At 68.0% G+C, this 14,870-nt stretch carries 15 protein-coding genes; 9 read left to right on the forward strand and 6 right to left on the reverse strand.

Annotated features, from left to right (window positions below):
- Nucleotides 1-16 precede the first annotated feature (16 nt).
- The 8 genes from ABH935_RS35010 to ABH935_RS35045 all read left to right on the forward strand — a co-directional run bounded on the left by ABH935_RS35010 (nucleotide 17) and on the right by ABH935_RS35045 (nucleotide 7,583).
- Nucleotides 17-766, forward strand: a complete 750-nt coding sequence (locus ABH935_RS35010) for a hypothetical protein (protein ID WP_370382249.1) — start codon at nucleotides 17-19, stop codon at nucleotides 764-766.
- Nucleotides 766-1,812, forward strand: a complete 1,047-nt coding sequence (locus ABH935_RS35015; protein ID WP_370382250.1) for a TRM11 family methyltransferase — start codon at nucleotides 766-768, stop codon at nucleotides 1,810-1,812. The genes ABH935_RS35010 and ABH935_RS35015 overlap by 1 nt, the downstream gene beginning before the upstream one ends.
- A 358-nt stretch (nucleotides 1,813-2,170) precedes the next feature.
- Nucleotides 2,171-2,932, forward strand: coding sequence for a hypothetical protein (locus ABH935_RS35020; protein WP_370382251.1), 762 nt, complete (start codon nucleotides 2,171-2,173; stop codon nucleotides 2,930-2,932).
- Nucleotides 2,933-3,079: 147 nt separating this feature from the next.
- A complete protein-coding gene (locus ABH935_RS35025) occupies nucleotides 3,080-3,829 on the forward strand; it encodes a hypothetical protein (protein ID WP_370382252.1) in 750 nt (249 codons plus the stop codon).
- Between the two features lie 176 nt (nucleotides 3,830-4,005).
- Nucleotides 4,006-4,545: a hypothetical protein gene (locus ABH935_RS35030; RefSeq protein ID WP_370382253.1), complete on the forward strand. Its 540-nt coding sequence runs from the start codon at nucleotides 4,006-4,008 to the stop codon at nucleotides 4,543-4,545.
- A 32-nt stretch (nucleotides 4,546-4,577) separates the two neighbouring features.
- The gene (locus ABH935_RS35035; RefSeq protein WP_370382254.1) at nucleotides 4,578-5,324 is read left to right on the forward strand and encodes a hypothetical protein; all 747 of its coding nucleotides are present in this window, start codon (nucleotides 4,578-4,580) and stop codon (nucleotides 5,322-5,324) included.
- Nucleotides 5,325-5,504: 180 nt separating this feature from the next.
- The gene (locus tag ABH935_RS35040) at nucleotides 5,505-5,825 is read left to right on the forward strand and encodes a hypothetical protein (RefSeq protein WP_370382255.1); all 321 of its coding nucleotides are present in this window, start codon (nucleotides 5,505-5,507) and stop codon (nucleotides 5,823-5,825) included.
- A 252-nt stretch (nucleotides 5,826-6,077) separates the two neighbouring features.
- Nucleotides 6,078-7,583 (forward strand): tyrosine-type recombinase/integrase, encoded by a 1,506-nt coding sequence (locus ABH935_RS35045; RefSeq protein WP_370382256.1) that lies wholly within the window; start codon nucleotides 6,078-6,080, stop codon nucleotides 7,581-7,583.
- 112 nt (nucleotides 7,584-7,695) lie between these two features.
- On the opposite strand, the gene ABH935_RS35050 is transcribed toward ABH935_RS35045, so the two are convergent.
- From ABH935_RS35050 to ABH935_RS35070, 5 genes are all read right to left on the reverse strand, one after another.
- Complete coding sequence (locus tag ABH935_RS35050; protein WP_370382257.1) at nucleotides 7,696-8,580, reverse strand: hypothetical protein; 885 nt, start codon at nucleotides 8,578-8,580, stop codon at nucleotides 7,696-7,698.
- Between the two features lie 68 nt (nucleotides 8,581-8,648).
- Nucleotides 8,649-9,587, reverse strand: a complete 939-nt coding sequence (locus ABH935_RS35055) for an endonuclease/exonuclease/phosphatase family protein (protein WP_370382258.1) — start codon at nucleotides 9,585-9,587, stop codon at nucleotides 8,649-8,651.
- Nucleotides 9,588-10,127: 540 nt separating this feature from the next.
- The gene (locus tag ABH935_RS35060) at nucleotides 10,128-10,850 is read right to left on the reverse strand and encodes a hypothetical protein (protein WP_370382259.1); all 723 of its coding nucleotides are present in this window, start codon (nucleotides 10,848-10,850) and stop codon (nucleotides 10,128-10,130) included.
- Entirely contained in the window at nucleotides 10,847-11,521 is a 675-nt protein-coding gene (locus ABH935_RS35065) for a hypothetical protein (protein ID WP_370382260.1), read from the reverse strand. Before ABH935_RS35065 ends, ABH935_RS35060 begins: the two co-directional genes overlap by 4 nt.
- Nucleotides 11,522-11,581: 60 nt before the next feature.
- Nucleotides 11,582-12,673: a hypothetical protein gene (locus ABH935_RS35070; protein WP_370382261.1), complete on the reverse strand. Its 1,092-nt coding sequence runs from the start codon at nucleotides 12,671-12,673 to the stop codon at nucleotides 11,582-11,584.
- Nucleotides 12,674-12,858: 185 nt separating this feature from the next.
- On the opposite strand from ABH935_RS35070, the gene ABH935_RS35075 reads away from it, so the two are divergent.
- Complete coding sequence (locus ABH935_RS35075; RefSeq protein WP_370382262.1) at nucleotides 12,859-14,139, forward strand: hypothetical protein; 1,281 nt, start codon at nucleotides 12,859-12,861, stop codon at nucleotides 14,137-14,139.
- A gap of 133 nt (nucleotides 14,140-14,272) precedes the next feature.
- Here the strand turns inward: ABH935_RS35075 and ABH935_RS35080 are convergent, their stop codons facing one another.
- Entirely contained in the window at nucleotides 14,273-14,695 is a 423-nt protein-coding gene (locus tag ABH935_RS35080; protein ID WP_370382263.1) for a hypothetical protein, read from the reverse strand.
- Nucleotides 14,696-14,870 lie beyond the last annotated feature (175 nt).

Here is a 14,870-nt window from a genome sequence, read left to right on the forward strand (position 1 = left end):
ACGACACCGCACCGACATGCAGAACAACACCACCCCCGAGAACACCCACCCCGCCATCACGGCCGGCAGGGCCACCGCGGGCGGCAACCGCCCGCCCCGCACGAAGGGAATCGACCTCCCCACCACCGTCTGCTTCAACACCCGCGGCACGTCGAACTGGACCCACACCCAGACTGGGTCCGACAACGGGGTCCTGCCGGACTGGGCCGTGAGCCACCTGATCGATGAATACCTCCGACCCGGCTACTCGGCGATCCTGCTGGAGACCCGACGCCCGAAAAACCTCAAGGCCAACTTCCAGCAGTTCTACTCCCCCGCCCGCCGCGAGTACGGCCGCTTCGGCACCGGCCCCACCGGCCTTGCCGTGATCGAGGGACGCCCCCGGCCGGCACGGGTTTCGGTGCAGGGGTACCGAGAGTCTTCGCAGCGGTCCGGCGTCGGGGAACTGCTCGGAATCGTGAACCAGGTCCGCTCACTGGTCGTCAACGGAGGCATCGTCGCGGTCGCACTCGAGCGGCCGGCCCCGGGCCCGGGATTCACCGACGTCACCTCGCAGGCCATCAACATCGCCCGCCGGGCCGGCTTCCTCTACCTGCAGCACCTGGCCGTCATCGACGCCGACGTCACCGGCGATGCGATCGCCACTCCGGCCGACGCCGTCGTCCTGGCCGACGTCGCCCGGCAGGACTCCGGAACCCGGGTCCACCCCCGCGTCCACCACGACGTCCTGATCTTCACCAACACCACCCGGAAAGGCGCTGCATGATGCCCGAAACCACCGCTGAAACTGCCCCCGAGACCACCGGCGAGATCGTCATCACCGACCCCGACGCACTCGCCGCCATCGAGCACGCCGCAGACCGTGCGCACCGCGGTTCGGTGTGGCTCACCGCGCAGCGCAACTCCCGCTCCCAGCGGTCCAGCCGCTACGTCCCGGCCTCCGTGGCTCACCCGGCAAAGATGCTCCCGGAAATCGTCCGGCACGCCATCTGCCAATACACCGAACCCGGTGATCTAGTCGTCGACCCGATGTGCGGAATCGGCACCACGCTCGTGGAGGCGATGCACCTCGGACGGCGCGCCGTCGGCACCGAATACGAGGCCCGCTGGACCGCTCTGGCCGAGGCGAACATCGCCCTGGCTCGCTCCCAACACGCACCCGGCGACGCCGCCGTCTTCAACGCCGACGCCCGCCAAATCCTGGCCGCCGTACCGTCCAAGATCCACGGCACTGCGGCGCTCGTGATCACCTCACCGCCGTACGGGGCGAGTCTGCACGGACAGGTCAAACCGAGCGCAGAGACCGGCCAGTCCGGAGTGCAGAAGTTCGACTACCGATACTCCACCGACAAGGGCAACCTCGCGCACGTCAAGGTCGCCGAATTGATCGACGGTTTCGCGCAGATCCTGACCGGGTGCCGAGCGCTTCTTCGGCCCGGCGGCGTCGTGGTCATCACCACCCGGCCATGGCGCGAGCACGGGGAACTGGTCGACCTCCCCGGTGAAGTCATCGCCGCCGGAGTCCGCGCCGGACTGGAACCCATCGAGCGATGCGTGGCGCTGCTCGGCGGGATCCGCGACAGCCAGTTCATCGCCAGACCCTCGTTCTTCCAACTGGCCAACATCCGCAAGGAACGGGAAGCCGGGCAACCGCAGGCCTGCATTACGCACGAGGACGTGATCATCCTGCGCCGGCCGCTTGAAGCGGCGCCCCTACGGCCGTGCGCCCCAGGCAGTGCGGCGTGCGGAAGCACGTGCGAGGAGCAGAGCCCAGGCGAATGCGCGCGCCGGCCGGAACAGGACTGCGATTGAGCGTCCGGAGCGATTCCGACCAATGCCAGGGCCAGCCATCGCTGTGCGATCGATGCGGCGTTGCGCTGGTCATCGATCCGGCCGGGCCCTGGTGCCGCTCGTGCCGCCGCACCTGGCCCGAAGACGGCCGCTTCCCGCGATGTCGCGCAGCACCCGTTGCGACTGGACGCACCCCGCGCACCCGCGGACTGCGGCTGTGCCGCAATCACGCGCGACGGCTCGTCGACGCCGGTGGCCCCGACGCCGTGATCTCCGATCACCGCCAACCGGCCTGACCGCTTCGGACACGAGGAGCGGTCGTGTCATCGCGACCGCCTCGAGCTGCCGTCCCCATTCCAGCCATCGACAGGAGAAGTCCTTGCGAATCACCTGCCCCCGTATCGCCACCGTCGCGGTCGTCGCTTCCACCGCCGGCGTTGTACTCGCCGCCCTGTCGGCCTGTAGCACGGCCCCACACCGGCCGACCGCCGCCGCCCCCGCGGCCTCGGCCTCATCTGCCGTGGCGAGGCCAGCCGCACCGGCCATATCGGCCCCGGCCGGACCCAATGGACTGGCGCTGCGCGCGCTGCTGCCGACCACAGCGCAGCTCGCCTCCGGCATCACCGTCTCCGGCGTCTACGACACTGGCACCGACGTCACCGCCGAGGCCGATCTGCCCACACCGTCGCTGCCCGGCGCGGACTGCACCGCCGCCCCGTCGCTCAACGCCGACGTCGCCACCGCGGACTTCCGCGCCGCCTACGCCAGCGAGGAACTCGACAACAACGGCGAGAGCGTGCAGCTCGTCGTCGCGTCCACCAACCCCGGCGACGCGGCCCGGCAGCTGGCCGAGCTGCGGGCGTTCGCCGCGCGCTGCGCCAGCTTCACCGCCCCCGACTCCACCGGTCTGTCAGTCGGCGGCACCGTCGCGATTGACAGCTTTGCGGGAATCGGCGACGAGGCAATCCGCATCCGCGTGGCCGCCGCCGGCCCGAACGCCGCGCACTACTCCCAGCCCGAGGTGGTCATCGTCCGCGTGGGCGACAAGCTCGCCGCCGCCTCCGACAACGACCAGGCCCACAACGAGGGCGCCACCGTCTCGACCGCCAAGTACCTCGCCGGCCGCCTGGCCGACAAGTAGAGCCCGTTCACGTAGAGCGGCTTCGCCCACCCGTTGCCGGCCCGCGACGCCGTTTGCAACAACGACCTTCGATCCCACCAGGAGCTCCACATCCGCACCAATCGGACCGGCCCCAACCGCCAGAGCACCGACAGCACGGAGAACCGCTTGAACCACCGCACCACTCTGGCCAAGGCCGCCATCTACCTCGCCGCCGTCGGCAGGATCACCGCCAGCCTCACGGCCTGCGGCAGCAACCACCCGGCGAACTCCGGCGCCGCGCGCACCGCCGTCCAGATCCCGGCAACCGCCGGCGCACCGGACGCGACCGCCACCGGCCGCGAGCTGAAGACTCTGCTGCCGGCCAGCTCGGACTTGGCCCCCGGCGTCGCTGTCACCGACGCCACCGATAGCGGCTCGGACTGGACCACACCGGACGGCCGTCCGGCGCCTGCGCTGCTCGGCGCCGATTGCTCTGCCCTGCCGCAGCTGTCCGCCGACGAGGCAAGCACCGACTACCGCGCCGCGTACGCCAAGGAGACCATCACCTTCCACAACACCCCGATCGCGCAGATCGTGCTCGCGGGCACCAACCCCGGCGGCGCTGCGAAGCAGATCGCAGAAGTGAGGGCGCTGGCCGAGCGCTGCAAGGCGTTCAACGCCCCAGCCCCCGACGGCACTGCCGTCGGCGGAACCGTCACCGCCGCCGCAATCCCGGGCCTGGGGGACGAAGCCCTCGACATCCGCATCCACGCCACGGGGCCGGATGCCGCGAGCTACGAGCAGCCCGAGCTGATCCTGGTGCGCGTCGGCGACAAGATCGCCGCCGTCTCTGACAACTACCCGGCCGAAGACAACGGCTCGGCGTTGAAGGCCGCTGAAGTACTGGCCACGCACCTGACCGGACAGCCAGCCTAACCACCGCCGGCCCAGCCCCGGCATGACTCCCATGTCGCGGCCGGCGTGCAAGTGACCCTCGCGGCGCTCGCTCTCGAGCCCACGCCTTTCACATCCCTACCGCGGCCCGCTGATCAGCCAGACGTGTCCGGCCGGGCCGCGCTCACCCTTCCCCATCTTCTGACAAGGAGTTCTGCATGCCTGTCCCCACGATCGGCCACCAGCCGGCCACCGACCCGACCGGTGTCCGCGGCGCAAGCCCGGCGAAGGCGATCGGCCGCGCCGCAGCCGCCGCGGTCGGCCTCACGATCGCCTGGGCGGTGCTGGCCGGCGCCACGGAGCACCACTTCGCATATGCCAGCCTGCTCGTCGGTCTAGCGCTGGCCCGAGTGCTCACCAGCACGCCGGCCCGTCGCGCCTGGTTTCCGCCGCTGGCCGCCGCTTTGGCGTTCGGCGTCGGCTGGTGCGGCGATGTCCTCGGCGTCGGGTTGGACCTGAACTGGCGGTACGACGTGCCGCTCGCGGTCGTTGCCCACCGCTTCGGCGAGCTGTTCGACAACGTCTCGGGCGCGCACAGCTTCATGGACTACTTGTTCTTTGTCCTGGCCGCAGTGTGCGCCGCAGCGCTGACGGCCGGACGTCAGGCGACCGGCGCTGACCCATCCGCTCGGGCTCCTCGGGCCGAGCAGCGCGCCAGCGACGCCTGTCCCGATCTCTCGGCGACTCGCCAACCCTGACCCGACTCACACTCCGCCTTCAAGGAGCCCCTATGCGTGCTGCTCGCAAAACCCCGAAGGCCGTCGCCTCCGGTCGATCTCTCTTGCAGCCCGCGCTGCGGGAGGTCCCCGATGCGATCACCGTGCGCGCCTCGGCCAGCAATGCCGAGCGCCTGGCACGACTCACCTCCCAGCACGGCCGGACCGCCGCCGGCACCCGACCGGCCAACCGCCGACAGCTTCTCAACCTGGCCGGGGCCGTTGCCTGCAGCGATCTGGAGCTTGCTGTCCTGGCGCTGCACGGCACGAGCCAGTACGCCGCGGCGGCGCGCTTGGCCGCGGCGACCGGCGAGGCCCTGGCCTACAGCCGGGCACTGGCGGTCAAGCACAGCATCGTCGCCGAGCACGGCGACAAGCACCGCTATGCCGTAGCGCTACGCGCCTTCACCGCCGAGGATCGGCAGCTTACCCATCGCGCCGACGTCTTGGGCGGATGGCTCGGCGAGCACTGGGACGCCCAAACCGGCATGCCAGCCAGCGACGACGACTTCGAGCCGGACGCCTACCTGCGGCTGCTGGCCGCGGAACACCGGCTTGTCCAGGAGGAAGGCGGGCCGACGGCTGAGTGGGCCCGCGCGGCGTTGTGGTCCGAGGCCCACAGCCTGCAGATCTCGGCCCGGCGGCTGGCCGCCTGGGCGCGGGTGACCGCCGAGTGGCTGTGCCCCGGCCTCGATCAGATCGCGCCCCCGTGGGTCACCGACCCGCGCCTGCTTTCTGCCAGCCACGCCCTCATCAACTGAGTGTTTCAGACCGGTGCGGTGCTGCCAGATCCACTGGCACCCACCCGCAAAACACAACGGGCCGCCGTGCCCAGGGCCAGCGCACACCGGCCCGCCACAACCGCTGACCGCCCCGGCCAGAGGCTGCCTGCCAACCCCAGCAACGCCGGCCATAGGCACTTCGAAGAAGGGAACACACCCATGCCCGACACCACCGCCGGCGCCCGGCATCGGCTGACACTCGGCCAGATCCACGACCTGCCGGTAAGCCTGGACATCGTCACCGCCGGACGGATGCTCGGCATCGGACGCACCCGCGCCTACAAGATGGCCGCCGCCAGGACGTTTCCCGTTCGCGTCATACCCATCGGCCGCGGCTATCGAGTACCCACCGCCGAGCTGCTGCGCGTCCTCGGCATCGACCTCGCGGGCCCCGCCGACCGGCACACCGACACAGCCGTCGGACCGATAACGCTGAAACTCATCGAACGCAGCGACCCAACCAGCAACGACTTGACGTAGGGGCGGGATCGACGGATGGATCGACCCGCAACCCGCGGATTTCCGCGCCGCACACGCTGCCGCCCCAGGCCGCGTGTGCGGCGCGGGCAGCGCCCTGCCCCGCAACGGGCTCGGCTGCACTCCGCGACCGGATCACGAAACAAATGGATCATTGCTTTGGCGAAGAACCCCGTCTTTAAGAAGTGCGGCTGCCGCGAGGCCGTCCTGGGCCCCGACGGCTCAGCAGTCCTGGACGCTACAGGCAAGCCCAAGATGCGACGCCTGGGCGCGAACTGCCCGCAGCTTCGACAACCGTCCGCCGGCAACCGCTGGAACCCGAAACACGGCAGCTGGCACTTCCAAATCGAGATCAACATGGCGCCCGAGCCCGAGCGCCACCTGGCTCAAGGAGGCCTGACCACCCAGGACGCGGCCGAAGAGACCGTGAAGCAGATCCGGGCCCTTGTAGCACTGTCCGAAGAGCACGCCGACAACCCCGTCGAAGCACTGCGGATACGCGGCGAAATCGTCGAGCGGATCCGCACCGCCCTCAAAGCGCACAGGCCACTGCCGTCAGTGGAGGAGCTGCGCTCCGCCACCCGACTGGGCACCCCGATCATCGCGAAGATCACTGTCGATCAGTGGCTGACCGAGTGGCTGACAGGCAAGGGCAAGATCGCCACCGGAACCCGGCGCGCCTACAGCGCACACATCGAGAACTATTTCCGCCCGCACCTTGGCCACATCCCGCTGGACAAGCTGCGGGTCTCCCACGTGCAGGCAATGTTCGCCGTGATCGAGCAGGATGCAGACATCATCCCGGCCGAAAACGCGGCCCGCCGCGCGATGGAGGCCGCGGCGAAGAAGGCATGGAAGGACTCCGATCCGGCGGCGGTCGCAGCCTGCCGCGCCAAGCTCGCCGAAATGCCGCCGTACCGGCGTGCGGCGCAAGCCGCCACCAGGCAACGGATCCGCTCCACGCTGCGCTCGGCGCTGTCGGCGGCCTGCAAGCAGCAGCTGATCACTGTCAACGTGGCCAAGCTGGTAGAGCTGGAATCCGGCAGGCGGCCCAAGGCCCTGGTGTGGAACGCCCAGCGCGTAGCGCGCTGGCGCGAAACCGGCGAGACCGCCTCCCCGGTAATGGTGTGGACCGCCGAACAGACCTCGGTGTTCCTGGAACGCGCCGCCAAGCACCCACTGTTCGCGCTGTACCACCTGATCGCCTTCACCGGGCTACGCCGCGGCGAGGCGTGCGGGCTGCGCTGGATCGACTTCAACCTCGACACCAAAGTCATGACAGTGGCGCAGCAGATCGTGCAGAACGGCTGGGAGACCGCGATCACCAAGCCAAAGACCGAGGCCGGTGAGCGTGAAGTCGCCCTGGACGCGTTCTCAGTGGGGATCGTCAAGACCCACCAACGTGCCGCGAAGAAGGCCCGCCTCGCGCACGGCCCGGGCTGGGCGGACACAGGTCTGGCGTTCACCAACCCCGACGGCACCCCACTGCACCCTGCCTACGTCACCGACCAGTTCCACCGCCTAGTAAACGAGGCCGACCTGCCACCAATCCGCCTTCACGACCTACGCCACGGCGCAGCATCCCTTGCGCTGGCCGCCGGGGTAGATGTGAAAGTGGTGTCCGAGATGCTCGGACACTCCACCACCGTGATCACCCGCGACACCTACACCTCGGTGTATGACGAACTGAAACACGCCGCAGCCTCCTCCATCGCCGCTGCCATCAACGGCGCTCGCACCGCAGGCGGCAGCAGCCGGTGACCGCGTACGGCGGCGGGTGGTTATACCGGTGTCCTGCAATGCCGCCGCCGCAGGTGCACCACACGGCAGGCCGCCCCGGGGCTGCGCCTATGGAAGCGCGGCGGCGGCGCATTCATCGTTTGCCTTTGGGTTTCTTCCGCTTGGGCTGGTGCCGTTGCGTCGGCGGTCGCCGTGGCGGAGCTGGCGCGGCGGCAGTGGCTGCGCTGCGGCCGGTGGCCAGCGCCGCCAGCAAGCGCCTCTTGATCTGCTCGTCGAGGTCTCGGGTCTGTTCCGGGCTGGTGGCATCGGCCGGGGTTTCGAGCAGATGCAACTTGACCATGCTGACGATATCGATCTCAGCCAGGCCCCACTGACTTGAATCATCCGGGATGTCGCAGTGACCGTACATCTGCTCGATGAATGCCAGCGCGTCTGCGTCGCTGACCTCGCTGACCCTCTCCGCGTACGGGACACCGAGAGCAGTCGCCTCGGCATCGCGGGCACCTTCGATCATCTTCAGTCGAACGGCCTCCCGGATCGGGAACACCTTCCGGTTGCGGGCTGCCCACGCGCCGAGCGCGGCCGCCATCAACACCGCCTCGATATTGCGTTCGTCGCCGTCGCTGGGCACAGCCTGCCTGGATGGGTCGAGCATCGCGATCGCCCCGTCTCGGTACCGGGGCGGGGCCGACGTCGCCAGCACGGCGGCCGCCCCCCTGGCCATCACCGCGCCGGAGAACCGTCCGGTGTCCAGTGCGACCGTCAACCAGCCTTCGGCAACCTCCTGGACGCGTTCGGCAACGAAGTTCCACCTGGGCAGCGGGTATGGCGGGCGCCCCGGCTGATCGTCGAAGGTGGAAATGCTGTCCACGACGGCGGCCACGACCTCAGGTTGATCGTCGACCATGGCCAGGACCAGGCGGTAGGCCCAACCGGCCATCCGGCCCATCCGCTCCAAGTTGGCCGGCGGAATCACGCCCTGCAGCCTCTCGCGGTCAGCGTCGCTGATCTCAGCCATCGGTTGGACCCCTCCTCAGCACAATGTCCTGCTACGCGATCCTAGCGAGCACCGTTTCGCGCTGTCCGTCACAGTGAATGCAGGAGCATCTCGTCGAGCTCGATCATCACCGGAAGATGGTCCGACAGGAGACCCGGATCGAAGGCGAGCTGTAGTCGATCGCAATCGGCGTTAATCACCTGGTGGGAAACCACGGCAGGTCGAACCGGGACCGTGACCAGGATTCGGTCGACCCGCCGAGGCCCGTGCGGGTCGTCGGGCCAGTGGCCCGAGCTCGGCTGCCAGGGCGCATTCACCGCGGCGGCGGCGTCGACGAGCCCGGCGCGTCGCAAGCGCTCGGCGGCGCGACGGTCGACGCGCGTCGGGGCATCGGGGTCGTCGTTCCAATTGACCTGGAAGGTGGCGGCGTCGTGCCAGCCCCCCTGCTCGATCGGGTCCGGATCGTAGAAGGTTCCATCGGGGCGACGGTCGGCAGAGACGCAGTTAAAGTCGCCACCGACGATGGCGACCTTGCCGATCGCGAGTGAGGCGATCCGGGCGGCCTCTGAGAAGCGCAGCTCGGGCCGGAACGGATCGAGGTGGCAGGCAATCGCGGTGAGCGGGACAGGGCCGCCAATGTCAAAAGCAGCCGACGCGGCGGCATGCCACAGCCCGCCATCACCACGACCGATCTGACGAAAGGTGCCGGGCAACAGCGTGATCCCCGGCCGCCAAAGCAGCCCGACATGGAAATCGCTGTCGGCGATACCGACGGCAGCCGTCGGCATCTCGCCGTCGTCGTAGTCGATCCAGCCCGGCGTCGCACGCCAGTCCAGGCCGGCCGCCTCGCCCAGCCGCGCCAGGGAACCTCCTGGGTCGTGCCCGCGGATTTCCTGCACGCACACGATGTCCGGGTCGATCGCCTTAAGGATGCCGCCGAACTGCTCCAGTCGCGTCTCGCGCGCGCCTTTGAGGAACAGGTCACGCATGTTCCATGTCACGATCTTTATCACGGCGCGGCCATCCATCCTGTAGAGCGTTCACGCCGTATCCGGGCTCCTAGGATCTTAGCCGTTTGCTCCCGCACACAATTACTTTCAGCGCCTGTATACAAGCGGCTACGGCAGTGCAGTACGGCCTTGTGATTGCCGCCGGCCGTCGCTACCGGAATGGTTCGGATCTTGCGGAGACTGGGTGCAGGGCCGCTTGATGAGCCAGCCGCCCCTCTCGCTCCCAGTCCCGCACGAACGGATCGACAGCTGCGGACCGGGTCCCTTCTACACGCCCACTTGATGGGGAACGGCCCGGCAGACCGCAGTCCGCCTCGTCCCAACCGGCGTAAGGGTGGGAAATCAAGGTGAGCAGGCCTGTCCACGAAAGGCGTGGGGCGAGGAGATTCGAAGAGTCCTAACACCGTCCACCGCAATTCCCTGGATCGGGCACAACCCCAACGCCAAAACTGCTGGCCGCCGTTGCCGCCGGCAGCAGGCCGGTCAGCCACTAGGTGCTCGACGAGCTGCCGCACCGCCGCGACGCCTACTACAACCGGCGGCGTCGCCCGTTCACGGCTACGCGACATCGAGCCCGGACGCCGATCCTAGCCCCTGCTGACCAGGGTTGTTGCTGTCCTCGATCGTGATCTGGTCGAGCCCGAGCAACGCAAATCCGTTGGGACCGTCCAAGTCGACCGAGTAGCCGTTGATCTGCACCGGCTCGTCGGGAACGGCATCGAAGCCATCGAAGCCTGCCCCGTCGATGGTGCCGGACAGCCCGGAGTAGACGCCGTCGATGACCTTGATGCGGGTACCGCGGGTGAGGCCACCGAGTTCGCGCTCCAGCGCGTGATGAACGTAGTCCCTAGCCGTATTCCAGTACACGGCGGTCGCCATTTCGGGCAAGTCCGGCCTGACGGACCGGGACAGGCCAGTGCCCGCCCACGGCGGCTGATCATCCAGGTTGTCCCATTTGCGCTCCAGCCAGGCCCACGTCTGCGCGGGCGTGTCGCCCGGCAGCAACGGTGCGAGCTCGCCACTGGCCGGGATGGCGCTGCGCACCAGGTCGCGCAATCTGCTCGCCGAGAAGTGATAAAGCACCGGCGCCCAGGTCGTGTCCCAGCCGTCTTGAGCGCCGGTGGCCAGCACGGCGTAGTCGACGACGGCGATGAGGCCGCGGATCGCGAGGAAGTCGAAGCTGTCCTCGCCGCCCTGGGCCGGATCGACGATGGCGCCAGCGCGTTCCAGTGCCTGTTGCCACAGCTCCGGGTGTGTCTGGTCCTTGAGGTCTGTCGTCATCTCATATTCCTTCCCGGGCGTTCCGCGGTCGTCCAGTCCCCGTGGTCGCCGGTATGGAACTTGGTGTGCCCGCATTGGTCGCGTGCAGACCGGCGGTCGAAGCCGAGCCTTTCGCCCCAGTGGACGGTTCGCCCACCTGGTGCCGGTCTCGTGGCCGGGCACTGCGGCAGGTCCATGCTCGGGTGCCGCCATGCCAGGGCTTCGGGCTCGTCCTGCTTCAAAGTCACCGATACGTAGGCGGGCATGGTGCGGGATGTCACGCCCAGCCCGAGGTGCCATATCGTCAGGCCCGCCGCTGCCACCGCCTGCTGCAATGGCGGGCACAGCCGACCGACGCTGCTGATGACGAAACCGGGGTGGCCGTTCAGCCCGAGGTCACGCGTCGGCTCAACGCCGCCGCGCCCTGTCCCGAACCAGCGGCCACGGGGATCTTCGATGCTGGCCAGCAGGTGCGTAGTGAACACCGTGATCTGTTCGGTAGTCGGCGGGAACTGGGCGCGCACGGCGCCCGGCATGTTCGTCGTCAGCGTGCTTCCATCCGGCTTGACGAAGTCGAAGTCGGTCTGCGGCGAGCTCAGCAGGTTAGCCCAGAATCTCACAGTGAACTCGACAGCCTCAGGGGCTGGGCGTTGCGCGGATCTGTCGTTTCGGATCTTCTTCAGTCTGCTCATCCGGCAAACGCCGATCCGTCTCGATATCGGTGTGTTCGGTTGCTGATCAAACTCATCGGGCTAGCTGCCTGCCGGCGGTGTGTCCTGGCCGGAAAGGAGGCCCTCGGCTTCGCGGGACCAGCCTTCAGCGGCGCGGGAGCGCAAGACGTGGTCGCCTTCGTGGCACATGGGCTGGACGCAGTACAAGGTGATGTCGTTGTCCTTGTCGTATTCATTGCGCAGGCATGGCGGCAGCGGTAGCACCGGGTGCTTCCAGATGATCGTCTGCGTAGAGTCGGCGTCGTGGACCATGACGACCTGCGGGGCCAGCACCATCAGGGCGGCGAACGGCAGCACGGACGATTTGAGTTCGGCCGCCTCCAAGGCCGCGTGCAGAACCGCGTCGGGCACATAGGCAGGCCGGACGTCGATCTCATACGCCTCAGTCAGGTGCCTACCTGACCTGGTACTCAATGGCCTGAGACGCAGTCCGCCAAGACCGCGCTGAATCCGCTCCTTGATGCCTCGGATAATCTGCTGCTTCAGCTCTTGCCGGAAGAGGGCGGCTTGTTCCTCGGTCGCGGCGTGGCCAGGGGCTATCGGGCGGGCGTCCTCTGCGGCCGGATCCGGATGCCGGTCTATTTGATCGGCCCACCACGAAGCTGCCGCATCGATGGCGATGTTGCTGAAGCAGCCGGCCACGCGGTACGGAATCTGGTAGGCGCCGCGGTGGCGCAGCAGATCTTCCAGCCTCACCGGCGCACCGGGCTCAACGGGGCACGCCTGGCTGTGATCGGCCACCAGGTCCACAGCCAGCTCGGTCAGCATCTGCCACACCGGCTCCCACTCGGCCTGACCGTACTCCGCGAGCTGGTCCCACTCCTGATCACCGACCCCGGCAGGCCGATGCTCAGGGTCGATCAGCGCCCGCGTCAACTCCTCGAAGTCTAGGAGTGCCGCTATCCGATCCAGCGGCAGCCGCGGAACCGCCACCTTCTCGTGCCGCGAGATCGACAAAGCCGCCAGCGCGAGGAACGTGGCCACCGGCCCGGCCGGCAGATTGCCGTCCACGCCATGCCCGATCGACGCCAGCAGCGTCTCGGAGTCGATGTTGTCCGGCAGCAACAGCGACACCTGCTGGACAGCCTCAGCCCACTGCGCGTCGCCGTTCACGACAACAGCTCCAGGCCAATATGCGGCGCGCAGGAAGCCGAACAACAGCAAGACCCTGATACGGCGACGATCGTCATGTGGTGCACCCTACCCGTGACCGTGGTCACGAAAAAGCACGGCTACCAGCACAACTGCTTTCTCGAACCTCTTACCCCTGCGCGATGATCCGTCCTACCGTAGCTGCTATGTCATTCCGAGCCTGGTCGACGAGCCTTGAGTATGCGCAGGCGTTCGCCGCCGACTACCGCCACCGTATGCCCGAGCAGTGGGCCGAGCTGGAGATAGCTGGCGGCGCCCGCTACACCGACGACTTCTTCGGCATGACGGTCGTGACCTTGGCGTGCGCACTGGACCAGGCAGTCATCCCCGACCGCACCGGCCACGTCAGCGCCGATGCCGTGGCCTGCGCGTCTCTGCGCACCGTCCGCGATGACGTTCTTCGACGGCGAAGCTGGCTGGCAGCCAAGAGGTTGGTCGGAGACGTAGCACGGCGCGACCGTGCTCACGGGGGACGCTACCTGGGGCTGCTTCAGGCCGCTGCCGGCTTGGACAGCTGGGAAGACTACGTCCCCGACAGCGCAAGCGTGGCACTCGGCACTGCCGTGATGACCGCCGCACACCGGACCGTTCATGACCTCACCATCGGCACTGGACTGGCCGCGAACGACCCAGGCCTGCTCTCGAGCGCCGCAGCAGCGGGCGTGAACGCGCCTATTCGCGATGTGTTGGGCGCCGAGACCAACTTCGACGACAACCCAACAATTCGTCCCTCGGCGACATCCCGGCCGTTCGACACCCCACACGCGGATTGCCTCAGCCCTTGGGAGGACAACGCGGTGAACCGCTACTCCCCAACGGTGGTGCGGCTGCTGGCCGAACATGGCATCGGCTGGGACGGCATCGTGGCGTGCCGAGGTCACCTGGCGGTCTGCGGCGCGGACCGGTCCGTGCACCGCCTAGCTCTGGCCAAAGCGACGCACGACCGGTCCTGGCCGAGTCTGGATGCGGAGTTCGAACGCGGCTGGCTGGTGCTCGCTCCGCGCCACGACAGCGACCTTCCAGAAGAGAAGGGCCGACCCGAACAGCACAGGCACCGCATGGACGTATCAGTACGCGGAGTCGACGGCGAGCCGCTGGACGGTAGAGACATCTTCGATGTGCTCATTCGCTCGGCCGAGCAGGTTCTTAGCCCTGACGGCGATGGAACGCCGGACTGGTTCATGATCCACTGCACGGACGAGCACGCGGACGCCACCATCGTCCAGCCCGATGGGCGCCAGCTGCTGGAGCAGATGAAGTCTTATCTTGAGCAGCGCACGCCCGACGGCACCGAAATCACCTCGCAGTTCAGCTACGAGTACCGGCCGGGCCGGGCGCCGACCGGTCGATGGGCCAGGCCGGATCCCTCCGAATGGGTCCTGCCCCCGCATTCAGCACCGCGGGATTTTCCCGGCGGCGCGTTCTGATCAGTCCGGTATCTGCCGCAAGGGCTACGGCCTGGCGTGCGCGATAAACACGCAGTTTGAGGTCGAGCCGTGATGCTCGTCAGAGGTCAGGTTTATGCCGACAGTAGCGGCTGCCGGCGCGACGTGAAGATGATCAGGCGGTTGTTCCGGCTCGAAATGTCTGGACTGGGGCCAGCTCGATAGCGAGTGTTTCAGTTGGGCTGATGGGGCCGGCACTGATGGCTCGGGATGCGCAGTGCTCCATGATCGGCCCGAACGCTGCCGCACGGAGTATTTCGTGGGTCTCTGTGTCGACGCCTTCCCGCGTTAGCGTATCGATGTGGGTCCAGCCACCGCGGAACAGGACCACCTCCAGCTCCGCGCCCGGACCGCTGATCTTGACGCCCACCGAATCGGGGTCAGCGACGTTCGCACGATCCAATTCGAGCTGATGCGGCCACTTCGCCGCCTCGTCACGCCACGTCACCGGTCCGATATCGAGCCCTTCGGCCTGCCAGGCGCCTCGACGCCGTGAAATCTCGTCAGCGGCGTGGTCGAGATTGATGATGCGATCCATAAGCATGATCCTGATTCAGTAGACGGATCTTCTCCGGTGACCTCGATTTACTGCCCAATGCAGCGATCGGTCTCGAACACCATTGCGTCGCGACTACATAGAACGGCTCCAGTCACTGGCCGCGCCTTCGACTTCAGGCCATCAAAGGGGCCGGCGCGGCGCATGCGCGACGGCG

This window comes from Catenulispora sp. GAS73 (genome assembly GCF_041262085.1).
Taxonomy (GTDB): Bacteria; Actinomycetota; Actinomycetes; order Streptomycetales; family Catenulisporaceae; genus Catenulispora.

What these genes read in the sequence shown, in the direction of transcription:
- ABH935_RS35040 (WP_370382255.1), top strand. Translation starts at nt 5,505, where the DNA reads ATGCCCGACACCACCGCCGGCGCCCGGCATCGGCTGACACTCGGCCAG.
- ABH935_RS35075 (WP_370382262.1), top strand. Translation starts at nt 12,859, where the DNA reads ATGTCATTCCGAGCCTGGTCGACGAGCCTTGAGTATGCGCAGGCGTTC.
- ABH935_RS35045 (WP_370382256.1), top strand. Translation starts at nt 6,078, where the DNA reads ATGCGACGCCTGGGCGCGAACTGCCCGCAGCTTCGACAACCGTCCGCC.
- ABH935_RS35030 (WP_370382253.1), top strand. Translation starts at nt 4,006, where the DNA reads ATGCCTGTCCCCACGATCGGCCACCAGCCGGCCACCGACCCGACCGGT.
- ABH935_RS35015 (WP_370382250.1), top strand. Translation starts at nt 766, where the DNA reads ATGCCCGAAACCACCGCTGAAACTGCCCCCGAGACCACCGGCGAGATC.
- ABH935_RS35080 (WP_370382263.1), bottom strand. Translation starts at nt 14,695, where the DNA reads ATGGATCGCATCATCAATCTCGACCACGCCGCTGACGAGATTTCACGG.
- ABH935_RS35060 (WP_370382259.1), bottom strand. Translation starts at nt 10,850, where the DNA reads ATGACGACAGACCTCAAGGACCAGACACACCCGGAGCTGTGGCAACAG.
- ABH935_RS35065 (WP_370382260.1), bottom strand. Translation starts at nt 11,521, where the DNA reads ATGAGCAGACTGAAGAAGATCCGAAACGACAGATCCGCGCAACGCCCA.
- ABH935_RS35010 (WP_370382249.1), top strand. Translation starts at nt 17, where the DNA reads ATGCAGAACAACACCACCCCCGAGAACACCCACCCCGCCATCACGGCC.
- ABH935_RS35035 (WP_370382254.1), top strand. Translation starts at nt 4,578, where the DNA reads ATGCGTGCTGCTCGCAAAACCCCGAAGGCCGTCGCCTCCGGTCGATCT.
- ABH935_RS35055 (WP_370382258.1), bottom strand. Translation starts at nt 9,587, where the DNA reads ATGGATGGCCGCGCCGTGATAAAGATCGTGACATGGAACATGCGTGAC.
- ABH935_RS35050 (WP_370382257.1), bottom strand. Translation starts at nt 8,580, where the DNA reads ATGGCTGAGATCAGCGACGCTGACCGCGAGAGGCTGCAGGGCGTGATT.